The organism is Microbacterium paraoxydans, from assembly GCF_900105335.1.
In the GTDB taxonomy this organism is placed as follows: Bacteria; Actinomycetota; Actinomycetes; order Actinomycetales; family Microbacteriaceae; genus Microbacterium; species Microbacterium paraoxydans.
The window spans coordinates 1,213,015-1,233,688 of sequence record NZ_LT629770.1 but is presented as its reverse complement, the minus strand read 5'-3'; the positions used below and the strand labels follow the sequence as shown (position 1 = coordinate 1,233,688).

21 protein-coding genes, 1 tRNA gene and 1 other RNA gene are annotated in these 20,674 nt (G+C 72.5%); 19 read left to right on the top strand and 4 right to left on the bottom strand.

All coding sequences use genetic code 11. The features are described from left to right. Positions 1 to 6: 6 nt before the first annotated feature. Positions 7 to 609: a GNAT family N-acetyltransferase gene (locus BLU02_RS06175; RefSeq protein WP_174521438.1), complete on the top strand. Its 603-nt coding sequence runs from the start codon at positions 7 to 9 to the stop codon at positions 607 to 609. Between the two features lie 52 nt (positions 610 to 661). On the opposite strand, the gene BLU02_RS06170 is transcribed toward BLU02_RS06175, so the two are convergent. Then, positions 662 to 749: transfer RNA gene (locus BLU02_RS06170), tRNA-Ser, on the bottom strand. 165 nt (positions 750 to 914) lie between these two features. Between BLU02_RS06170 and mpaB the strand changes: the two genes are divergently transcribed. From mpaB to trhO, 12 genes are all read left to right on the top strand, one after another. Next, positions 915 to 1,982: a daptide biosynthesis RiPP recognition protein gene (gene mpaB, locus BLU02_RS06165; RefSeq protein WP_060922562.1), complete on the top strand. Its 1,068-nt coding sequence runs from the start codon at positions 915 to 917 to the stop codon at positions 1,980 to 1,982. Further along, on the top strand, positions 1,979 to 3,238 hold the full coding sequence (gene mpaD, locus BLU02_RS06160; protein WP_060922561.1) for a daptide-type RiPP biosynthesis aminotransferase: 1,260 nt from the start codon (positions 1,979 to 1,981) through the stop codon (positions 3,236 to 3,238). The genes mpaB and mpaD overlap by 4 nt, the downstream gene beginning before the upstream one ends. After that, on the top strand, positions 3,235 to 4,407 hold the full coding sequence (gene mpaC / locus BLU02_RS06155) for a daptide-type RiPP biosynthesis dehydogenase (protein ID WP_060922560.1): 1,173 nt from the start codon (positions 3,235 to 3,237) through the stop codon (positions 4,405 to 4,407). The genes mpaD and mpaC overlap by 4 nt, the downstream gene beginning before the upstream one ends. 5 nt (positions 4,408 to 4,412) lie before the next feature. After that, positions 4,413 to 4,547 carry an MpaA1 family daptide-type RiPP gene (mpaA1, locus tag BLU02_RS17850; RefSeq protein WP_255218700.1) on the top strand — a complete coding sequence of 45 codons (135 nt, stop codon included), beginning with the start codon at positions 4,413 to 4,415 and terminating at the stop codon, positions 4,545 to 4,547. 43 nt (positions 4,548 to 4,590) lie between these two features. Next, positions 4,591 to 4,716 carry an MpaA2 family daptide-type RiPP gene (mpaA2, locus tag BLU02_RS17845; protein ID WP_255218699.1) on the top strand — a complete coding sequence of 42 codons (126 nt, stop codon included), beginning with the start codon at positions 4,591 to 4,593 and terminating at the stop codon, positions 4,714 to 4,716. Positions 4,717 to 4,726: 10 nt separating this feature from the next. Further along, entirely contained in the window at positions 4,727 to 4,846 is a 120-nt protein-coding gene (gene mpaA3, locus BLU02_RS17895) for an MpaA3 family daptide-type RiPP (RefSeq protein WP_301178377.1), read from the top strand. 68 nt (positions 4,847 to 4,914) lie between these two features. Continuing rightward, on the top strand, positions 4,915 to 5,727 hold the full coding sequence (gene mpaM / locus BLU02_RS06150; protein WP_060922559.1) for a daptide-type RiPP biosynthesis methyltransferase: 813 nt from the start codon (positions 4,915 to 4,917) through the stop codon (positions 5,725 to 5,727). After that, complete coding sequence (gene mpaP / locus BLU02_RS06145) at positions 5,724 to 7,409, top strand: daptide biosynthesis intramembrane metalloprotease (RefSeq protein ID WP_060922558.1); 1,686 nt, start codon at positions 5,724 to 5,726, stop codon at positions 7,407 to 7,409. Before mpaM ends, mpaP begins: the two co-directional genes overlap by 4 nt. A 2-nt stretch (positions 7,410 to 7,411) precedes the next feature. Next, positions 7,412 to 8,128 (top strand): ATP-binding cassette domain-containing protein, encoded by a 717-nt coding sequence (locus BLU02_RS06140; protein ID WP_060922565.1) that lies wholly within the window; start codon positions 7,412 to 7,414, stop codon positions 8,126 to 8,128. Further along, the gene (locus tag BLU02_RS06135; protein ID WP_060922557.1) at positions 8,125 to 8,853 is read left to right on the top strand and encodes a hypothetical protein; all 729 of its coding nucleotides are present in this window, start codon (positions 8,125 to 8,127) and stop codon (positions 8,851 to 8,853) included. The genes BLU02_RS06140 and BLU02_RS06135 overlap by 4 nt, the downstream gene beginning before the upstream one ends. After that, on the top strand, positions 8,850 to 9,581 hold the full coding sequence (locus BLU02_RS06130) for a hypothetical protein (RefSeq protein ID WP_083370907.1): 732 nt from the start codon (positions 8,850 to 8,852) through the stop codon (positions 9,579 to 9,581). Before BLU02_RS06135 ends, BLU02_RS06130 begins: the two co-directional genes overlap by 4 nt. 29 nt (positions 9,582 to 9,610) lie before the next feature. Next, positions 9,611 to 10,519: an oxygen-dependent tRNA uridine(34) hydroxylase TrhO gene (gene trhO / locus BLU02_RS06125; protein WP_060922556.1), complete on the top strand. Its 909-nt coding sequence runs from the start codon at positions 9,611 to 9,613 to the stop codon at positions 10,517 to 10,519. Positions 10,520 to 10,537: 18 nt separating this feature from the next. Here the strand turns inward: trhO and BLU02_RS06120 are convergent, their stop codons facing one another. From BLU02_RS06120 to BLU02_RS06110, 3 genes are read right to left on the bottom strand one after another with little or no spacing between them, the layout of a single operon-like run. Continuing rightward, positions 10,538 to 12,805: a transglutaminase TgpA family protein gene (locus BLU02_RS06120; RefSeq protein WP_060922555.1), complete on the bottom strand. Its 2,268-nt coding sequence runs from the start codon at positions 12,803 to 12,805 to the stop codon at positions 10,538 to 10,540. After that, a complete protein-coding gene (locus tag BLU02_RS06115; protein WP_060922554.1) occupies positions 12,792 to 13,982 on the bottom strand; it encodes a DUF58 domain-containing protein in 1,191 nt (396 codons plus the stop codon). Before BLU02_RS06115 ends, BLU02_RS06120 begins: the two co-directional genes overlap by 14 nt. A 10-nt stretch (positions 13,983 to 13,992) precedes the next feature. Further along, the gene (locus BLU02_RS06110) at positions 13,993 to 14,982 is read right to left on the bottom strand and encodes an AAA family ATPase (protein WP_060922553.1); all 990 of its coding nucleotides are present in this window, start codon (positions 14,980 to 14,982) and stop codon (positions 13,993 to 13,995) included. Between the two features lie 261 nt (positions 14,983 to 15,243). Here BLU02_RS06110 and BLU02_RS06105 point away from each other — a divergent pair, with 261 nt between their 5' ends. The 6 genes from BLU02_RS06105 to BLU02_RS06080 all read left to right on the top strand — a co-directional run bounded on the left by BLU02_RS06105 (position 15,244) and on the right by BLU02_RS06080 (position 20,632). Next, a complete protein-coding gene (locus BLU02_RS06105) occupies positions 15,244 to 15,711 on the top strand; it encodes a hypothetical protein (protein ID WP_157547022.1) in 468 nt (155 codons plus the stop codon). Between the two features lie 63 nt (positions 15,712 to 15,774). Continuing rightward, positions 15,775 to 15,871, top strand: an RNA gene (ffs, locus tag BLU02_RS06100) — signal recognition particle sRNA small type. Positions 15,872 to 15,919: 48 nt separating this feature from the next. After that, positions 15,920 to 16,528, top strand: a complete 609-nt coding sequence (locus tag BLU02_RS06095) for a rhomboid family intramembrane serine protease (RefSeq protein ID WP_060922551.1) — start codon at positions 15,920 to 15,922, stop codon at positions 16,526 to 16,528. Further along, entirely contained in the window at positions 16,525 to 17,223 is a 699-nt protein-coding gene (locus tag BLU02_RS06090) for a hypothetical protein (RefSeq protein WP_157547021.1), read from the top strand. Before BLU02_RS06095 ends, BLU02_RS06090 begins: the two co-directional genes overlap by 4 nt. 62 nt (positions 17,224 to 17,285) lie before the next feature. After that, positions 17,286 to 19,415, top strand: a complete 2,130-nt coding sequence (gene pta / locus BLU02_RS06085; protein WP_060923289.1) for a phosphate acetyltransferase — start codon at positions 17,286 to 17,288, stop codon at positions 19,413 to 19,415. Continuing rightward, a complete protein-coding gene (locus tag BLU02_RS06080; protein ID WP_060923290.1) occupies positions 19,412 to 20,632 on the top strand; it encodes an acetate/propionate family kinase in 1,221 nt (406 codons plus the stop codon). The genes pta and BLU02_RS06080 overlap by 4 nt, the downstream gene beginning before the upstream one ends. Positions 20,633 to 20,674: the final 42 nt, after the last annotated feature.

The following is a 20,674-nucleotide window of genomic DNA, read 5'->3' as shown; positions in this document are numbered from 1 at the left end:
GCCCCCGTGTCGCGCATCCGTCCCTACCGTCCGACCGATCGCCCGGCGATGTTCGAGATCTGCCTGCGGACGGCCGACGCCGGGGGAGACGCCACCGGGGTGCTGTCCGATGACGAGCTGTGGGGGAACCTCTTCGCGGTGCCGTACGTCGAACGGCACCCGGACCTCGCCTGGGTCGTCGAGGCGGAGGACGGGCGCACCATCGGCTACATCGTCGCCACCGACGACACCGACGCCTTCTACGCCTGGTTCCGCGACGAGTGGTGGCCCGGCCTGCACGCGCGCTATCCGCGATCGGCGGACCCGCAGACGCGCGAGGAGAAGCTGATCGAGTACGGCTACACCAGGGAGCCGGGGGTCGAGCCGCATGCCGCCGAGTACCCGGCGCATCTGCACATCGACCTGCTCCCGGAGACCCAGGGGCAGGGACTCGGTCGCGGTCTCATCGAGACGCTCTTCGCCGAGCTGCGCCGGCGCGGTGTCCCGGCGCTGCACCTCGGCATGGATCCCGCGAACTCCGGCGCGGCCGCGTTCTACGGGCGGCTCGGCATGACCGTGCTCCCGTCCGCACCCGGTGGTCTGACGTACGGGGTGCGCTTCGACGGCTGACGCCGCCCGAAACGAGAGAAGACCTCCGCGATGCGGAGGTCTTCTTCGTCTGTGGCGGTGACGGCGGGATTCGAACCCGCGGTTGCTTGCACAACACACGCTTTCCAAGCGTGCTCCTTCGGCCGCTCGGACACGTCACCAGGGAACAACCTGTCCATCCTATCCGATGTCCCGGGGGCCTCGTGACATACCGGCCATGCCGGCGCGCGACCACGAAACCTGCTATATTGCGCGTCAGAAGAGGTCTGGATATCTTCATATGAAGACGCAATGGCGTCAGACGGATCCGATTCTCTGGGGGGATCATGGGGACGAGTGCGACGACGGCACGGCAGGACGACGGGTCGACGGGCGAAGATCCGCTCCTCGGGCCGCACGTCCTGCGGGCGTGGGTCACCGGCGGGCATGCGGCACGCGGTCGCGTGTTCCTGCGCGAGGCGGAGACCGGGGCTGAGGCCCTCGCGGCTGCGGCCGACCCCGAGGACGTGATCCTCGAGCCCGCAGGATCGGCGCCTCGGCCGGGGGCGGCGCGGGTCGTCGGCTACGGAGGACGGCTCGCCGACCTCGGTGACGAGCTGTTCCTGGGGGAGCGCGGCGTCGAGCTCCAGGACTACATCGCGGCCTCCTTCGTCCAGATCGTCGGACCGACGGCCATGCGCTTCTTCGACGAGGCGAGCTGGCGTGCCTTCCTCGACGACGCCGACCTCGCTCGCGGCACCGGAGTCTTCGCCGCCGCGATGCTCGACCCGCGGGTGCTGCTGGCGGACCGCTCCGCTCTCGCGCGGCCGCAGGAGGTGGAGACTCCGCGCGCCGTCCGCATCGACGGGGACGGCGGTGTGCATCTCGGGCTGCAGGGGGAGGCGATCGGCCACGTGGACGACCTCCCCGACGCCCTCGGATGGGCTCTCCCGCGGGCGTCGATGCTGGGCGGCGTGCCCGGCTCGGCCGACCTCGTCGCCGAACTCGACACCCGGCCGTGGCTCCGTCGATACCTGGACGCCGCCGATCTCCGGAAGATGCTCCGCCTGCCGAACGGCACCGCCCGGATCGCGGGCTACGGGTGGGCGCTCCTCGATGACGACCTCGCGGAGGCGGAGGCCCTGGCCGACGACCCGTTCCTGCTCGACACCGCCGAGGGGTTCCTGCTCGCCGACGTCCGGACGCTCCGTCGGCATCTCCTGTCGCCGCTGACCGCCGCGGTGGTCGACGCGATCCAGACCTCGAGCACACGCGGGCGGGCGGCGGCGCGCGTGGCGCGCGCTTGCGGAGTGCCCGATGCCCACGCACGGCACCTGTGCCTGGAGGCGCTCGCCGCGCTCGGCGTCCACCTCGGTGCGCGGACCGAGGACGCCTCGGGGGACGGTGCGAGATGAGCGTGCCGCACGCGCTGTGGACGTCGATGCTCCCCGCCGACACCGCGTTCCCTCCGGATCGGGTGGCGATCGGGGCCGCCGGTCATCGCCTCTTCTACGCCGACGGCTCCGACCGCCTCTGCGCGACCAGCGGCCTGTGGAACGTGCCCCTCGGCTTCGGCAATCCCGCGGTGACCGAGGCCGTGAGCAGGGCGACCCGCGACGCGTCGTACCTCTCGCTGTTCCGCGCCCCGCACCGGTACGCCGAAGACGCCGCCGACGCCCTCATCGCCCTCGCGGGCTCCGACCGCTACCGGCGGGTGATCTTCTCCACCTCCGGCGGGGCGGCCAACGACGCCGCCATGAAGCTCGCCCGGCAGTACTGGGCGCAGCAGGGCGCGGGCTCGCGGTCGCTCGTCGTCGGCCTGCGCGGCAGCTATCACGGCACGATGTACGGCAGTCATGTGCTGAGCGGCGACGACCTGCTGCAGTCGGTCTACGGCGTCGACAGGCGCACGGTGCGGCACGTGTCGCACACTGACGAGGGGGCGGAGCTCGAAGCGCTGCTGGAGCGTGAAGGCTCCCGCGTCGCCTCCGTCGTGGTGGAGCCCGTCCTCGGCAGCGGCGCCCATGCCTTGTCCGCCGCCTTCGTCCGTCGTCTCCTGGAGCTGAGGGAGCGGCACGGGTTCCTGCTGGTGGCAGACGAGGTGGCGACCGGTTTCGGGCGCACCGGCGCGATGTTCGCCACCGAGGGCTGGGCAGCCGCCCCGGACGTCCTCCTCGTGTCGAAGGCGTTGACGAACGGGGCGATGGGAGCGGCGGCGCTCCTCGTCGGAGACCGCATCGCGACGGCGTTCGCCCGCGGCGGATGGACGTTCGTGCACGGGGAGACGCAGGCGGGCACGCCTGCCTGCGCAGCCGCGGTCCTCGCCGTGATCGACGAGCTCCGCCGTATCGACGTCGAGGCCACCACGCAGGCCCTGGCGTCGACGCTGCATCGCCTCGCGAGGACCTGGCAGGAGGACGGGATCGTCACCGACGTCAGCGGCAGCGGCTGCTTCGTCGGGGTGGGGCTCCGCCGCCCGGACGGGTCTGCGCTCTCCGGGACCGACGTCCTGGAGGTGGTGTCCGCCATCGCCGACAGCGGTGTCGTGGTGCACCCCGGTCCGAGCTCCTTCCAGCTCATCCCCGGCTACGGCTTCACCCCGGCGGAGGTGGCCGAGACCGACCGGGCCGTGCGAGGCGGCCTGGCTCGGGCGCGGGAGGCGGTGGCATGACCGTGCCGTTCACCGCACGCGTCCCCACGCTGTGGCACGGGTCGCGCGCACGAGAGAGGATGGTGGGTCTGACAGCGGGACGCGACACGCTGGTGCTCGCCGACGCGGCCGTCGCGCACCCTCTCCCCACCCCGCAGTCGGGCCGGACCATGACGGTGGACGCTGCCGCGGTGGATGAGCTGGGGATCCTCCTGATCGCCGAGGAGCTCGTGCGGCGACCGCCCGAGGTCATCGTGGCCGTCGGCGGCGGAAGCGTCCTCGATGCGAGCAAGATCGCGGCCCTCGCGCTCAGCCCCGGACGCCTCCTGGACTTCGCCCTGCGGCACGCGGCGACCTCGGCACTCACGATCCTGCCCGACGCGCCTCCGCCGGTCGACATCGTCGCGATGCCGACGACGCTCGGCACGTCGTCGGAGACGAACAGTGTCGCCATCCTCCGGAACCGCTGCGGAGCCCGGCTCCTCGTCGGTCGCCCGCTGCGTCCGCGCCACGCCGTCCTCGATCCCGACCAGCTCGCCACGCTCACCCCTGCTGCCGTGCGAGAGGGAGCGCTGGAGGCGTTCCTCCGGGTGGCCGGCGCCTCGACGAGTCCACGGACGGCGCGGGCCGACCGCGACGCGCGGATCCTCGGTCGGGCGTTGCTCGAGGCGGCCGCGCGGGACGTGATGTCGACGACGGGACGCCTGCGCCTCGCACGGCTCAGCGCCGCGACCCAGCGCACGGCCGCCCTTCGCGGCCCCGATCCGTACAGCGCCCGGCACTGGTACCTCGCGAACGAGGTCGCCTTCCATCTCGGCGTCCGCAAGATGACGGCCACGGCGGCGGTCATCGCCGCCGTCTGGCAGCGGATCGGTGCGGGCGATCCACGCTGGGGCGACCGCGCCAGCCTCGACGCCTTCTGGGCCGGCGTCGCGGCGGGGACAGCACTGCCTCGCGATCCGGCCGCCGGCATCGCCGTCGTCGTCGATCAGGGCGGCCTCCCGTCACCGCCGCGCCCGAGCGCACGGGAGATCGATCGGATCGCCGACGCCGTGGAGAGGGCGTGGGGTGATCACCGCCCCATGCTGCGCGGAATCCGCGCCGCGGACGTCCGCGCTGTGCTCCACGACTCCCGGTGGAGCCCGTCCCCGGTCGGCGATCGCCGGCCCCGAGTGGCGGAGAGGAGGTGACGGGAATGAACGAAAGCACGGAGATGAGCATCCGGTTCCAGGAGCTCGACCCGATGGAGGCCCCCAGTTGGGACAGCTTCTACCAGGGCGTGATCGGCGCGCTGGTCCTCATCGGGATCGGTGCGGCAGCCGCCACGTGATGCCGTCCGGCAGCACCCGATCGGAGAAAGGAAGGAGGGACGCATGAACGCAGCACTGCCGGCGCTCGAGTTCACCGAACTCGAGGCCATGGACGCGCCGGGCGATGCCGATGACTACATCCGCGGCTTCGCTGTGGGCGTGATCATCGGAATTCTCGCTCTGACCTAGGAGGTGCACTGTGCAGTCCACGTCGCTGGAGTTCCTGGAACTCGAACAGATCGACACCCCGCTCGAGTGGTGGGAGCACGCGAGCTACATCATCGCGATCATCGGCGGAGCCGCCGCCATCGCGACCTGACAGCGGGTGCGGGCGGGATCGTCCGCCCGCACCCCCCGACCATCCAGCCGAGGAGAGGCGATGCACGGATGACGTCCCTGATCACCGAGACCGTGGCGGCACGGCTCGACCTCGTCGGCGCGACCGCCAGGGCACAGGACCTGTACGCCGGAGCCGGCACCGACTTCTACGACCGGCTCGTCGGCCCGGACCGGGCGGAGATCCGCGAGGTCCTGGGGCTCGCGCACACGGCCCCCGGACCCGTCCTGGACCTCGCCGCGGGCAGCGGACGGCTGACGATCCCGCTCGCACGCTCCGGGCACCGCGTCACGGCGGTCGATCTCTCCGCGGACATGCTCGCCCGCCTCCGCGGCGCCGTGCCGCACGGAGCGACCGTCGAGTGCGTCGTGGCGGACATGCGCGACCTCGCGCTCGGCGGGCACTTCGGCCTCGTCGTCCTCGGGGCGACCTCCATCACGCTGCTCGATCGCGAAGACCGGGCGCGTCTCTACGCGGGCGTTCGACGTCATCTGGCCTCCGCCGGCGTCTTCGCCCTCACCATCGCGGACGGGGTGTCGGCGGACACTCTCGCAATCCCGACCGACCGCGAGATCACGGTCCCCGGCAGCGCCGGAGACGAGCCCTACCTCTTCGCACAGCAGATCGAGGACGACGGCGCCGCACGGCTGGTCAACTGGGTCCGCCTCGCGGACATCGCCCCGCGTGCGGAGGTGCCGGTCCTCACGAGTCGCCTGCACGTGCTGACCCCCGAGGTCCTCGCGGGTGAGCTCGTCGCCGCGGGGTTCACGGCGCCGGAGAGGTCTCCCGTGCGGACGCCCGCGGGCGTGGAGATCCTGCTCCTCACGACCTCCCGCGCCGGGGATGGAAGGGGCCGGCGATGACGACGGCAGGACCTCGACCCGATCGGCGTCGCCGCGGGGACGGCCGCGCCTCCCTCACGGCGGACTCGTGCCCGTCTCTCGCCGCCGGCGTCGCGTTCGAGCCGACGGCGGAGGGGTCCGGGTGGCTCGCCACCGTCCAGGGCGTGCCGACCGCCCGACTATCCCGAGCGGTGGTCGACCTGCTGACGGCGATGGACGGCCGGACTCCTGTCTCGGCGTTGCAGACGCGCTTCGCCCCGGGGGAGACCGACGAGAGCGTGCTGCGACTGATGGAGCGCTTCCGCGACAACGGGCTCCTGGACGGGGGCGCGTCCCGGCTGCCCGGCCGTGTCACGTATCGGCCGCCGTTCACCGTGCAGTTCGCGACCCTCCGCGCTTCCGCGCTCTTCGCGCGTCTCGACCGTGTGGTCGTGCCCGTACCGCGTCGTGCGGTCCTCGCGGTCGTCGCCGCGGTGGTCGGTGCCGGGATCGTCGGCGCGGCCCTGCACCTCGGCGAGCTGGGTGCCGTGCTCGCTCGTCCTGTGCCGCTCGCCGGCTTCGCCCTCGTCGTCGTGGCGCTCGGCCTCGCGACCCTGATCCACGAGACCGCGCACGGGCTCACCCTCACCCGGCTGGGAGGCCGGCCGCGGCGCGCGGGGTTCATGCTCCTTTACCTCACGCCCGCCTTCTTCGTCGATGTCACGGACGGCTGGCGGCTCCCCGACCGCCGGCATCGTGTGGCGATCGCCCTGGCCGGCCCCGCCGTCCACGCCACGGTGGCGGCGGTGGCCATGCTCGCCGCTCTCGCCCTGCCGTCGTCGGCGGCCCGCGAGACACTGCTGCTCCTCGCGATCTCCTGCACGGTCGTCGTGCTCGTGAACCTGATCCCCTTCGTGCGCTTCGACGGGTACCTCGCCCTGATGAGCGCCCTGGACGAGCCGAATCTCCGGAGGAGGTCGATCCGCGACGGCGCGGGCTTCCTCGCCGGCCTCGTGTTCGGGGCGCCGCGGCAGCCGCGGGCGCTGGAGCGGTGGTGGAGCGTGCCGTTCGGTCTCTGCTGCCTGGCGGCCCCGGTCGTCATGGTGCTGTTCGCAGTCGTCCGGACCGCGCAGCTGTTCGACGGAGGTGGCCCGGCGGCGAGCCTCTTCGTGCTCGCTCTGGAGGCCGTCGTGGTCGCGGCGGGTGTCGTCCTCCTGGTGCGCGCTCTGCTCCGGGTGTGGCGATCCGGTGCCTCGCGGTTCCGCCTCGTCGGCGTGACCGCCGCGCTCGCGGCCGGAATCGTGGCCGCCGGCATCCTCGTCCCGGTCCCGACGGCCGCGGTGCTGGGGTTCTCCGTGGACGACGACCGGGTGGTCCTGGTGCAGGGCGGACGGGATCCCGGCGCCCGCATCCCGGACGGCGCTCCGGTGGTCCTGTCGACGCGGGGCATCCTCGCCAGCGAGTACCGCGGCGAGGGGACGATCAGGACCCGACCTGCGACGGAGACCGAGGTGCCGATCGAGGCGCTCTTCCCGGTCAGGATGCCCGAGGCATCGGTCCCGGCGACGGCCGTGGCGGAGGTGGAGGTGACGGGGGAGCGGGGTGCCCTGCCGGCGGCCGGACAGGCGCGCGTCGACCTCGGCACGACCCCGCTCTGGCAGGCGCTCTGGGCGACGGTCGCGTCCCCGCTGGCAGCTCTCACGAGCGAGGAGGAGAGAGGATGAACATGAATCAGCACGCCATCGAGGTACGTGGCCTCACGAAGAGGTTCGGACGCCGCACCGCCGTCGAAGACCTGTCGTTCGCGGTGCCCCGCGGGGCGATCGTCGGGCTTCTCGGCCCGAACGGCGCGGGGAAGTCGACGACGCTGCGGGCGATCGTCGGACTCGTGCGGCCGACCAGCGGCGAGGCCGTCATCGACGGGGCGCCGTTCGGGACGCTGGACAACCCGGCGGCGCACGTCGGCGTCCACATGGACGGGTTCGGCTTCGAGCCCGGCATCTCGGGGCGACGCCACCTGGAGATCTGCCGGCTCGCCGCCGGGATGCCCCGCGACCGCGTCGACGAGGTGCTGGACGAGGTGGGCCTCGCCGCCGATGCGCGCCGTCGTGTGAAGACCTACTCGACGGGCATGGCGCAGCGGCTGGGCCTGGCCGCGGCATTGATCGGTGCGCCGCGGACGCTCATCCTCGACGAGCCTGCCAACGGTCTGGACCCCGACGGCATCCGGTGGCTGCGCCGGTTCCTCCGCGGCTTCGCCGAACGCGGCGGCACGGTGCTCGTCTCCAGTCATCAGCTCTCCGAGCTCGAGCAGGTCGTGGACGAGGTGGTCGTCATCAAACGGCGCGCGCTCTTCGCCGGGAGGCTGGACGACCTCGTCACGGGCGGGGCCGACTCGCTCGAGAGCCGGTACTTCGACCTCGTCGAAGGAGCCCCCGCATGAGCGGCGTGATCCGCGGCGAACTGCTGCGCGCGGTGAGCGGGTTGTCGATCCTGGCCGTGTACCTCGTCGCGGTCCTCATGCCGGCCTTCGTGCTCTTCTCCGACGGCTCCCGTCTCGCGGTGGACGGCCTCGACGCGGGCACGGCGACGGCCCGGCTGCTGGAGCCGCTCGCGTGGTCGGTCATCTCGGCGGCGTTCGTCGGCGCGTACCCGGTGACGCGGGAGTACTACTACGGCTCCATGGACCGGACGCTCACGGCGGTCGGGTTCCGCCGCGCCTTCCCGGGGAAGCTGGTCGCGGGCGTCTTCATCGCCCTCACGCTGGCCGTGGCCGTCATCCTGCTGTGGACGCTCGGCATCTCCGTCTTCCTCGCCCGGCACGGGCTCAGCCTCGTGTTCACGGCGGAGGCAGGGCGCATCGTCGTGGGGGCTCTGGGCGGTGTGGTCCTCGGTGCCCTCATCGGCGGCGCGATCGGCTGGATCACCCGGAACTACTACGCGACGGCGATCATCGTCCTCGTCTTCCCGATGGCGCTGGAGTTCGCGATGCTGCGGACCGCGCCCGAGATCGCGCGGTTCTCTCCCGGTATGGCCATCGCGGCGCTGAGCGTGCCGGAGTACCAGGGCCGACTGCTCGCCTTCGCGCCCGCCCTCGCCATCGGGACGGCATGGGCGGTCGGCCTCGTCGCGCTCGCCGCCGTCCGGGGACGGCGGAGCGTCGCGTGATCGGTCGAGCGCTGCGGGCACAGGCGCGGGGCGCGGCCGGGGACGTCGTCCTCCTCGGGGTCGCGCTGGCGGCCTTCCTGCTGTCCCTCTCCCTGGCGATGAGCATCCCGGCGGAGCTCGCCGAGGCCCCGTCGGCGGCCCGGGAGGAGCTCGTCGCCCCCTTCGACGCCGTGCTCGCGACCTACGCCGGCATCCTCGCGGCCGTCTACGGCTCCTTCCGCTACACGATCGACCGGCGGGACGGCGTCGTCGCGCAGCGGCTGATGCTGGAGTCCCGATGGGCGCTGCTCGTCGCCCGGGTGCCCGCCGCGGCGCTGGGCGGCGCGGTCGTCGCGGGCGCCGCGGTGGTCGGCGGTCGCACGGCGCTGCTCGTCACCATGGGCGGCGTGCCCGTGAACGCGTCGGCCGTCGCGTCGGCTATCGCCCTCGGTGCGGCCGCGGCGCTGTGGGGGCTGGGCGTCGGCATCGTCGTGCAGGCGCATCTCGCGGCGCTCTTCGCCGCCGCGCTCACGATGGGGTTCGGGATGCTCGTCGCGCTGTTCTGGAGCGCAGGCGCCGCATACCTGCCTCTCCCGGCCCTGCTCGGCGCCTTCCAGTTCGACGTGTCCGTCATCGGCATCCCGGCGGATCGACGCCTCGGGCCCGCGGCCGTGCCCTTCGCGGCAGGATGGGTCCTGCTCGCGGGCGGCGCAGGGGCGATCGTCTTCCTGCGGAGGGACGTGTCGTAGCGCTTCAGGAGGCGACGTAGGATTCCTGGGTGGCCACCCCCAAGATCGTCCTCTTCTACGCGTTCACCCCGCTCGCCGACCCGGAGGCCATCCGCGTCTGGCAGCGTGACCTCGGCGAGGCGCTGGGGCTGCGCGGACGGCTGCTGATCTCGGCGCACGGCGTCAACGGCACTCTGGGCGGGGACCTCCCGGCTCTGAAGAAGTGGGCGCGTTCGTTCCGCTCCTACGCCCCCTTCCGGGACACCGACATCAAATGGAGCGAGGGCACCGGACTCGACGAGGCGGGCCGCAGCCTCGATTTCCCGAAGCTGAGCGTGAAGGTGCGCGACGAGATCGTGTCGTTCGGCGCCCCGGACGAGCTCCGCGTCGACGCGGACGGCGTCGTCGGCGGAGGCGCGCGGCTCACCCCCGACCAGCTGCACGCCCTGGTCGCCGAGCGCGGGGACGAGGTCGTGTTCTTCGACGGCCGGAACGCGCTGGAGGCTGAGATCGGACGCTTCCGCGGCGCCGTCGTGCCGGACACCGAGACCACCAGGGACTTCGTGCGTCTGCTCGACTCCGGCGTGTACGACGACCTGAAGGGCAAGCCCGTCGTCACCTACTGCACCGGGGGCATCCGCTGTGAGGTGCTGTCGAGCCTCATGGTGTCCCGCGGCTTCGGCGAGGTCTACCAGCTCGAGGGCGGCATCGTCCGCTACGGCGAGACGTACGGCGACGACGGCCTCTGGGACGGATCGCTCTACGTCTTCGACGGGCGCGGGTCCGTCGACTTCTCGGATCACGCGCGCGTCATCGGCGTGTGTGCAGGGTGTGGTGCGGCGACCAAACGCACCGCGAACTGCCCCGACCTCTCCTGCCGGATGCAGTTCGTGGTCTGCGCGGACTGCGAGGCCGTCACGTGCCCGGCGCATGCGACGGCTGCTCCGTCGCAGACCTGAGCGTCCGGCGGCCGAGCGTCAGATCAGGAGCCGCGAGTCGGACCCCCGCGGGGCGTAGAGCGACCGCGGCAGCAGCACGGCTCGGGCTCGCGTCGTGCCGTCGACATGCGCGCGGAGGCTGACGAGCACGGACCGCAGGGGCGCCGCGAGATCGTCCTCCGCCGCGGACGAGCGAGCGTAGTTGGCCCGCTCCACGGCCGTGATGAGCCGCCCCAGCGCCTCCTCGTCCGCCCCCGCCTCCCGGACGAGCCCGGCGGCCCGCATCCGAGGACTGTCCGCATCCGAGACCGCGATCCGGAGGTCGAGGAGGGTGTCCCGCAGTTCCGCCCAGGCGGCGGCCGCGTCGCCTCGCGCCGCACGGCGCATGCGGACGCGCCGCTCGACGATCCGGACGGCCGCCGGAAGCAGAAGGAGGGCCACGACTCCGAGCGCGGCGAGGAGCACGGGCGTCGGGTCGAGCCGTCTCAGCTCCCCGGAGTCCGTCGAGCCGGCATCCGCGTCCCTCCGGTCGACCTCCGGGCCCGACGTCTCCTCGGTCTGAGGTGCCGTGGTCGGTGCCGGGGTGGTCGGGCTGCCGCCGGTCCCCCCTCCGGTGATCCCTGCACGGAAGGCCGTGGGCACGCCGAGGGAGGCGGTCGGCTCGAACGGTACCCAGCCGATCCCCGGGAACAGCACCTCGGGCCAGGAATGCAGCTGGTCGCTCGACACCGAGAAGATCGACTCGTCTCCGCGCTTCTCATCGGTAGGCGACCCGGGGAGGTACCCCACCACGATGCGCACCTGCATGCCCAGGCTTTCGGCCATGAGGGCGAAGGAGCCTGCGAAGTGCACGCAGTACCCGGACCGCTCTTCGAGGAAACGGGCCACCGCGTCAGCGCCGGTTCCGTCGAACCCCTCGTCGACGGGCGTCTCCAGCGAGTACTCGAACTCCGACCGGAACCAGTTCTGCAGCGCGACCAGACGGTCGTAGTCGGACTCCTCGTCCGCGGTGACCTCTGACGCCAACTCGGAGATGATTCCGGGCAGCTCGACGTCCTCGCGCTCCGCGTCCTCGACGGGCGGAGCGGCCTCCGCCGCGCGGATCTGCTCCAGGGTCGGTGTCACTCGGAGCGAGGTCACGGTGTAATCGTTGCCGACCGCATCGGCACGGCGGGAGAACAGGGTGCGGTTCTCGGGCGAGACGCGCCATGCAGCGCTGAGTCCCTGCACGTCGGTGGCGGGATACGGCAGCGGCAGCCAGGAACTCGACATGCGCAGCACTCGGATCGAGGTCGTCTGCTCGGCGGTGGTGATGTCGTCTCCCCACTCCGGTTCGCCGAAGCCGTCGACCTGAGACTGCAGGTCGCCGCGATCGGGCTGCCACACGCGGCCGTCGAACCGGGAGAGCGTCGTGAGACGGAGGTACGGGGCGGCGTCCGCCTTCGCGGCCACGGTCAGCACTTCGACGGGGCTCGGCTGCCGCAGATCGTCGCCCAGCCGCAGCGAGGCATCGACCGTCACGCCGGCCCCGGTGCCCGTGATGGTCGAGCCGACCGGGAGCAGCGGCGTCACGACGAAGGTGGTCGCGAGGGCGGCGGCGCCCACGGCGACCGCGACCCCTGGCGACGATCGGCGCGGCGACTCCGGATGGCGGCGGGCGGTGAAGCGGAACACGAGGAGGCCCACGACAGCCGCCGCGGCGAACCACCCCAGGTTCGGGGCACCCAGGGTGATGATCATGGGCACCGCGCCGGTGACGCCCATCAGCACGGTCGCGAGCACGGCGGATCGGTTCACGATGAGGAGATCGAGCAGGATCGCGACGACCGCGAAGCCCGCGCCGAGGGCCGCTGCGAGCCCCGGAGTGGCCTCCAGCGGGGCGGAGCCGAAGACGATCTCCTCCGCTGCCGCCGCAGCCAGGACCTGGAACCGGCTCAGGGTCGCGGCCGTCGGGACGACCCCGACGGCCGCGGTGTCCCCCGCGAGGAGCAGCGTGAGCACGCCGACCGCCACGATGATCTGCCCCAGGAGGGCGAGCAGCCCGGCGATGCCCTCCGAGCGCCTGCGCAGGAGGTGACGCACGAGCGCGCCGACCCCCACGACCGCGATGATGACCACGGTCGCGACGAAGGACCAGGTCCCCGGGACGATGACGGCGGTGAACGGCCACAGCGCCGTGAGTGCGGCGAGCCCGGCGAGGGCCGCCGGCGCGAGCACACCGGGCGGCGGCTCCTCCCTGTCGCGGTGCCAGCGTGCGCTCGTGCCAGCGGGGACGGGAGCGGGCTGCGGGCGCTCAGCGCGGAACATCGGTGGCTCCCGTCCGTGCCGACAGCGCGTCGTCCCAGGCGTCCGCCACGTCGATGCCGAGCCGCGTCACCGTCCAGCCGTGGTGGCGGGCGGCGTCCTCCGCTCCCGGAAGCGGATCCGTGCTGAACAGCAGCGGCGCCGCAGCCCCGGCCGGGCGCAGCAGCGCGGCGTCCTCCTCGTCCAGCCGTCCGGTCACGTAGACGAGCGGGCCCGGCGGAGTCCCTCCCAGGAGGGCGACGAGATCGCGTCTCTCACCGCGCGGCGTCACCATCGCCAGGGCGACGAGGAGTCCGTCCCGGTCGTCCTCGTGTCCGCGGAGCGCGCCGAGGAGCGTGCCGGCGCTGTCCAGGACGTCGACGCTGTACCCCTCCGCTGCCAGGTGGACGGCGGCGGATGCGCACAGGGAGACGGCGGCCTCGAACGCCGGGTCGACGACATCGGTGCCCGGCACCCAGCCGCCGGCGGCGCGGTCGAGCACGACGACCGCGTCCGGGCTCGATTCCTCTTCCTCCTGCCGGACCATGAGCTCGCCGCGGTGTGCCGTGGCCCTCCAGTGGATGCGACGCATCGAGTCGCCGGGGGCGTATCCACGGGGCGAGAGGTTGTCGCTGCCCTGGCCGAGGCGGGTGGACGAGGTGTGCGCCGTCCCGCCCGCGGCGCCGATCCGCACGGCGAGCGGGGTGAGCGCGAAGACCTCCGGGACGACCGTGACGGTGCGCGTGTCGCCGAACGCCTGCTCGCGCTGGGCGAGACCGAACGGATCGACCGTCCGCAGCACGAGGGGCCCCAGGGGCCAGACGCCGCGGCGCACGCCCGTGACGAGGTAGCTGAGCTGGGGTGTGTCCGCGGGGTATTCGCCGCTCGAGTCTCCGGTGACCGCGGTGGGAAGGACGTCGTGCCACAGCCCGTGCGGGACCCGGAGGGCGCGCAACGTGAAGCGGACCGTGACCCGCGAGGTCTCGGACACCGTGAGCAGGTCGGTCGAGATCTGCCGACTGACCGTCCCGGAGCGCCGCGGGAGGCGTACGGCGAGAGCGGCGAACAGCGTGAGCGCGGCCAGCAGCACCCCGAGGTACAGCAGGATCCGCGCGCCGAGGACGTTGGCCGCGATCACGCATGCGAGGGCGGCGATGAGCGCACCGGTGCCGCGCGGCGTGAGCAGTCGACGACGGCGCATGGCAGTGTCCTCAGGAACGGGTCGCGACGGGCACGCGCACGCGCTCCGCGATCTGGGTGAGCGCCGCCTCGACCGGCTGGGCGCCCGCTCGATGCGCGCCGCGGGCCGGGAGCAGCCGATGGGCGAACACGGGGATCAGCAGGTCCGTGATGTCATCCGGGATGACGTAGTCGCGGCCGTCCAGTGCGGCCCAGACCTTCGCGGCGCGGACGAGCTGCAACGTGGCCCGCGGGCTGGCGCCGAGGTGCAGGCTGGGGTCGTTCCGCGTCGCCTGGGCGAGGGCGACGGCGTACTCCTCGAGCGCGGGCGCCACGTGCACGGCCCGGGCCCAGGCGATGAGCTGCGAGATCGCGGTGGCGTCCGCGACCGGGGTCACGGTCGCCAGCGGGTTCACGACGTCACGCTGCCGCAGCATGAGGGCCTCGGCCGCGGGGTCGGGGTAACCCATCGAGATGCGCATCATGAACCGGTCGCGCTGCGCCTCGGGGAGCGCGTAGGTGCCCTCCATCTCCAGCGGGTTCTGCGTGGCGACGACGAGGAACGGGTCGGGCAGCCGATGCGTGGAGCCGTCGACCGTGACCTGTCCCTCCTCCATGGCCTCCAGGAGTGCGGACTGGGTCTTGGGGGAGGAACGGTTGATCTCGTCGGCGATGACGATGTGGGCGAAGACGGCGCCGCGCTTGAACTCGAACTCGCGATCGACGGGGTTGTAGACCGAGACCCCCGTGACGTCGCCGGGCAGGAGGTCAGGGGTGAACTGGATGCGCCGGACGGTGGCGTCGACGGTCGCGGCGAGGGCGCGCGCCAGCATCGTCTTCCCGACGCCGGGCACGTCCTCGATGAGCAGATGGCCTTCGGCGAGAAGGCAGACGAGGGCGCTGCGCACGGCCTCGGGCTTCCCGTCGATCACCTGGCTGATCGAGCCGAGGATGGCCGCGGTCTGGGCGGCGAATCCGTCGGCGTCGATCGCGACCGGGCTCAGGGGGGCGTTCTCTGGCATGCGTTCCCTCTCGTCCGGCGCAACGATGCGCGTGCATCGATCGTACGCTCCGCACGGCCCACGGGACCATGCCGGGCTGCCCGGTATCCCGCAGACAGCGGGCCGGCGGTCAGCCCCAGATCCGGTACCGCGCCGTCGAGCAGGGTGGTATGCATTGAGTGCTCGGATGGTGAACAGTCGCTCGGGGTCGGGTCAAACAGGGACAGGTGTGCTGCAGTGGTGAGGAGGACGCGGGCGGCTCAGGCGTGCATGGTTCTCTCGATGGCCGTGATGCTCACCGCATGTGGACCTGATACAGGCGGAATCGCCGAAGAGCGTCTCGGAAACGATGTGGGGGCCGCAGTGGCTGCGATGAGCACGGCGGTGGAGTCGACCCCCACCGGCAGCGATCCCGCCCCCGAACACTACGCGGAGGTTTCCACATTCGAACTCTTGTCCGGGCTCGAGGAACTGCCAGATGCTCGGGCAGCGAACACCATGTACTGCTTGCAGCGTGCCGGCGACACGATCACAGCCTGTGTGTTCTTCCCCATCAACGTCTCGATCCCGTCCGGCCTGGCCGGATATTCGGCAAGCGTCTATGGGTGCGCCGAGTTGTCGGGCGTGCCGGGGAGCTTCGATGTCCAGGTCGCGGACGTCGAGTGCCCGTCGGAGTTGGTCGACTGGTTCTCCGAACGAGCAGATGAGGAACCGTCCGTCGTCTCCGTCCGCGCATCGATGGATCCCTGACCTGCACAGTCTCTCGACGAGCGGGGTGTGTCATCGCGACGGTCGGCGTCGGGTAGAGTGGACGACGGCTCTCCGCGTGGCGGCATCCAGGCCAAATCCCCCAGGGCGGAAACGCAGCAAGGGTAACCGGGCTCTGCTGGGTGCGCGGAGGGTCTTTTCTTTTGCCCGCGTCCAGCCGGCCCCCGGGTGCTCCTGCGAGAATCGAGCGGTGACCGTTCCTCCGCCGGCCAGGCCCGAGCATCCGCTGCGGCGATTCGCCTCGCCCGTGCTCCTGCTCGCGGCGATGTGGGCCGTGCAGTTCGCGGACGCCGTGCTGCCGGGCTCCTTCAGCGGCCTCGGCATCCGCTCGTGGGACCCTGCGGGACTCCTGGGGATCGTCTTCGCCCCGCTGCTGCACGCGAGCTGGGCGCATCTGATCGCGAACTCCGTGCCGTTCCTCGTGCTCGGCTGCCTGGTCGCGGTCGAGGGCACGCGCCGGTTCTGGGCCGTCACCGTGATCGTCGCGGTCGTCGGCGGGCTCGGGACCTGGCTCGTGAACGCCCCCGGAACGCTGACCGTGGGCGCCTCCGGGCTCGTGTTCGGGTACTTCGGCTACGTGGTGATGCGGGTGTTCGCCCCCGGGCGCGTGTCGCACCGCATCCTCTACGCGGTGATCGCGGTCGTCGTGGTCGGCCTGTACGGCGGCACCATGCTGGCCGGGGTGTTCGGCGTCGCGGACGGCGTGTCCTGGCAGGGTCATCTGTTCGGTGCCATCGGGGGCGGTGCAGCCGCGCTCGCCGGACGGCGTCCCGACCAGCGCCGCGCCGTCGGACGATGACGGCTCGGCGCACGAGCAGGACGACGGGGACGCGGACCACGTCGACTCGGCGGCCCGCCGCGTCGCGCGAGGCCGCCAACCGCCGACGCCGCGAGGCCCGCCGTCGGGCCGCCCGGCGCGCACAGCGGAAGCGGATCCTGCGGCGCGTCGCCGTGTCCGCCGCGGTGGTGGCCGCGGGGGCGGTGCTGCTCGTGCTCATCCCGCTGGGGCTGGCGAGGGATCCGGCGCCGGTCTGCCTCGACCGGCCGTCGACCTTCCCCCAGGCGGGCGTCGCCGGGTGGAGCGGCGAACAGCTCGAGAACGCCGCGACCATCATCCGCACCGCCGACGAGCTCGGGTTCGCGCGGGACGGCCAGATCCTCGGCGTCATGACCGCGATGGGGGAGAGCAGCCTGCGCAACATCGACTACGGGGACTGGGAGACGCGCGGCTGGACCAATCCGGATGGATCGCGCACGACGAGCATCGGCCTCTTCCAGCAGCAGGACTGGTGGGGGAGCGCGGAGCAGCGGATGGATCCCGCCACCGCGGCCCGGTTGTTCTTCGAGCGCCTGGCGCGGGTCCCCGACTGGCGGTCGATGGCGCCGTCGCACGCCATCCACCGGGTGCAGGTGAACACGGACCGGGACTACTACGCGCGGTACCAGGAGGATGCGGCCGCCGTCGTCGACGTGCTGTCCGGCCCGTGCGAGTGACGCGCGCGTTTGTCACGGCAGCGGCGGGGTGCGGTGTCGGGGTGCCCGCCTAAGCTGGAGCCGTGTCGCGGAGCATCTACATCACCTCGGCCGAAGGCCACACCGGGAAGTCGACGATCGCCCTCGGGGTGCTCGATGCGCTGATGCGCGTGTCGCCGCGCGTGGGCGTGTTCCGCCCGATCGCCCGCGCGGTCGCCGAGCGCGACGAGATCCTCGAGCTGCTGCTCGCCCACGACGGCGTCCAGCTCGAGTACGAGGACTGCATCGGCGTCACCTACGACGACGTGCGCGCCGATCCCGAGGGCGCGCTGTCGACCATCGTCGCGCGCTTCAAGGCCGTCGAGGCGCAGTGCGACGCCGTAGTCATCGTCGGCAGCGACTACACCGACGTCGCGAGCCCCGCCGAGCTCGGCTTCAACGCCCGGATCGCGGCGAACCTCGGCGCCCCCGTCCTGCTCGTGCTGAGCGGACGCGACCAGCAGCGGCAGGCCGAGCAGCTCGGCACGACCACGGCGCGGGAGGCCGCCGCCGTCGGCCAGATCGCCGCCCTGGCGCTGCCGGAACTGGCCGAGGAGCGCGCGGAGCTGTTCGCGGTGGCCGTGAACAGGGCCGACCCCGACGGGCTCGACGCCATCGTCGACGCGGTGCGGGCGGTCCTCCCCGAGGGCACCCCGGTCTGGGCGCTCCCCGAGGACCGCGCGCTCGTCGCGCCGTCCATCCGCGGCATCGTCTCCGCGGTCGACGGGACGCTGCTCAAGGGCGACGAGGATCGTCTGACCGCGGTCGCGCTGTCGATCGTCGTGGCCGGCATGTCGATGGTGAACGTCCTGCCGCGCCTCACCGACGAGGCCGTGGTCGTGATCCCCGCAGACCGCACCGAGGTGCTGCTCGCCGCCCTTCTCGCCGACTCCTCCGGCACGTTCCCGCGGATCGCCGGGATCATCCTCAACGGGCCGTTCCCGCTGCCGGACCCGATCCTCCAGCTGCTCGACGGGTTCGCCTCCTCGGTGCCGATCATCACCACCGACCTCGGCACCTACGACACGGCGGTGCGGGTGATGGGCACCCGCGGACGCATCTCCGCCGACTCGCGCGGTCGCTACGACCGGGCGCTCGGACTCTTCCAGGCGCACATCGACGTGGCCGAGCTCACCGAGCAGCTCGGGCTCGCGGAGGCGCACGTCGTCACGCCGCTCATGTTCCAGTACGGCCTGATGGAACGCGCGCGGTCCGACCGCCGCCACATCGTCCTCCCCGAGGGCGACGACGACCGCATCCTCCGGGCGGCGGCGGCGCTGCTGTCCCGCGAGGTGGCGGAGCTGACGATCCTCGGCGACGACGGCGCGATCCGCGCGCGGGCGACGGAACTCGGCCTCGACATCGCCGGCGCGCAGGTGCTGAGTCCCACCGACCCGGCCCTCGTTGAGCGCTTCGCCGCCGAGTACGCGCGGCTGCGCGCCCACAAGGGGATCACGCTCGCGCAGGCCGCCGACACCGTCACCGACGTCTCCTACTTCGGGACGATGATGGTGCATCTCGGGCTCGCCGACGGCATGGTCTCCGGTGCCGCGCACACCACGGCGCACACGATCCGGCCGTCCTTCGAGATCATCAAGACGAAGCCGGGGGTGAACGTCGTCTCCAGCGTGTTCCTCATGGCCCTCGCCGACCGCGTGCTCGTGTACGGCGACTGCGCGGTCATCCCCGATCCCACGGCCGAGCAGCTCGCCGACATCGCGATCTCGTCCGCCACCACCGCCCGGCAGTTCGGCATCGACCCCCGCGTGGCGATGCTGTCGTACTCCACCGGCGAGTCCGGGTCCGGGGCCGACGTCGACAAGGTCAGGGCGGCGACGGCGCTCGTGCGCGAGCGCGCTCCCGAACTCCTCGTGGAGGGTCCGATCCAGTACGACGCCGCCGCCGACGCGGCGGTCGCCAAGGCCAAGCTGCCGGACTCGGCCGTGGCGGGGCGCGCGACCGTGTTCGTCTTCCCGGATCTCAACACCGGCAACAACACCTACAAGGCGGTGCAGCGCTCCGCCGGCGCCGTGGCCATCGGTCCGGTGCTGCAGGGGCTCAACAAACCGATCAACGACCTGTCCCGCGGCGCGCTCGTCGACGACATCGTGAACACGGTGGCCATCACGGCGATCCAGGCCCAGGGCGCCGAACGAGCGGGGGAGAAGGCGTGAGCGCGATCCTCGTCATCAACAGCGGGTCGTCCTCGCTGAAGTACAGCCTCATCGACACGGCGCACGAGGACGAGCTCGCCAGTGGGCTCATCGAGCGCATCGGCCAGGACTCCAGCCCCGTCGCCCACACCGTGCGCCCGGAGCCGGGTGACGGACCGTCGGCGACGATGCTCGACGCCACGTACCGCGACGAACAGGCCATCCCCGACCACGCCGCGGCCTTCGAGGTCATGCGCGCGCAGTTCGCCGCGCACGGCCCCTCCCTCGACGCGCATCCGCCGGTCGCGGTCGGACATCGGGTCGTGCACGGCGGTGCGCGCTTCTACGCGCCGACCCTGATCGACGCCGACGTCGAGCGGCAGATCGACGAGCTCGCCGTGCTCGCGCCGCTGCACAATCCGGCGAACCTCGCCGGCATCCGGGCGGCCCGCGCCGTGTTCGACAGCGTCCCGCACGTGGCGGTGTTCGACACCGCGTTCCACCAGACGCTGCCGCCGGCGGCCTACACCTACGCGATCGATGCGGCGCTCGCCGCCGAGCACCGGGTCCGCCGGTACGGATTCCACGGCACGAGCCACCAGTACGTCAGCGAGACCGCCGCACGGTTCCTCGGGCGCGACCTCCGGACCCTCCGGCAGCTCGTGTTCCACCTCGGCAACGGCGCCTCGGTCACCGCGATCGACGGGGGTCGCTCGGTCGAGACCTCGATGGGCCTCACGCCGCTCGAGGGCCTCGTCATGGGCACGCGGTCGGGTGACATCGACCCGGCCGCTCTCGTGCATCTGTCCCGTCGCGCCGGCTACACCATCGACGACCTCGACGCGCTGCTGAACACCCGCAGCGGGCTGGCGGGACTCGCCGGACGCAGCGACATGCGCGACATCCTCGCCGGCGTCGCCGCGGGGGAGGAGGCCGCCACGCTCGCCTTCGACGTGTACGTCCACCGCCTGCGGGCCTATGCCGGCGCCTACATCGCCCAGCTCGGCGGGGTCGACGTCGTGTCCTTCACCGCCGGCGTCGGTGAGAATGCGGCGCCCGTGCGGGCGGCGGCGATGGCGACGCTCGGCTTCGCGGGGATCGAGATCGATCCCGCCCGCAACGAGGCGAAGGAGCGCGGCGTCCGCGTCATCTCGACGGACGCCTCGGCCGTGACGGTCCTCGTCGTCCCCACCGACGAGGAGCTCCAGATCGCCAGGCAGACGGCCGAACTGCTCTGATCGCGGTCCGGGGTTACCCCGCGCGCGCCACCGCCATTACGC

Bases quoted from the DNA above. Each gene is read 5' to 3' on its own strand.
- BLU02_RS06120 (WP_060922555.1), bottom strand. From the start codon at position 12,805: ATGTTCCGCGCTGAGCGCCCGCAGCCCGCTCCCGTCCCCGCTGGCACG.
- BLU02_RS06105 (WP_157547022.1), top strand. From the start codon at position 15,244: ATGGCCGTGATGCTCACCGCATGTGGACCTGATACAGGCGGAATCGCC.
- BLU02_RS06135 (WP_060922557.1), top strand. From the start codon at position 8,125: ATGAGCGGCGTGATCCGCGGCGAACTGCTGCGCGCGGTGAGCGGGTTG.
- BLU02_RS06140 (WP_060922565.1), top strand. From the start codon at position 7,412: ATGAATCAGCACGCCATCGAGGTACGTGGCCTCACGAAGAGGTTCGGA.
- mpaM (WP_060922559.1), top strand. From the start codon at position 4,915: ATGACGTCCCTGATCACCGAGACCGTGGCGGCACGGCTCGACCTCGTC.
- BLU02_RS06110 (WP_060922553.1), bottom strand. From the start codon at position 14,982: ATGCCAGAGAACGCCCCCCTGAGCCCGGTCGCGATCGACGCCGACGGA.
- mpaA1 (WP_255218700.1), top strand. From the start codon at position 4,413: ATGAACGAAAGCACGGAGATGAGCATCCGGTTCCAGGAGCTCGACCCG.
- mpaD (WP_060922561.1), top strand. From the start codon at position 1,979: ATGAGCGTGCCGCACGCGCTGTGGACGTCGATGCTCCCCGCCGACACC.
- mpaB (WP_060922562.1), top strand. From the start codon at position 915: ATGGGGACGAGTGCGACGACGGCACGGCAGGACGACGGGTCGACGGGC.
- mpaA2 (WP_255218699.1), top strand. From the start codon at position 4,591: ATGAACGCAGCACTGCCGGCGCTCGAGTTCACCGAACTCGAGGCCATG.
- BLU02_RS06090 (WP_157547021.1), top strand. From the start codon at position 16,525: ATGACGGCTCGGCGCACGAGCAGGACGACGGGGACGCGGACCACGTCG.
- BLU02_RS06115 (WP_060922554.1), bottom strand. From the start codon at position 13,982: ATGCGCCGTCGTCGACTGCTCACGCCGCGCGGCACCGGTGCGCTCATC.
- mpaP (WP_060922558.1), top strand. From the start codon at position 5,724: ATGACGACGGCAGGACCTCGACCCGATCGGCGTCGCCGCGGGGACGGC.
- mpaC (WP_060922560.1), top strand. From the start codon at position 3,235: ATGACCGTGCCGTTCACCGCACGCGTCCCCACGCTGTGGCACGGGTCG.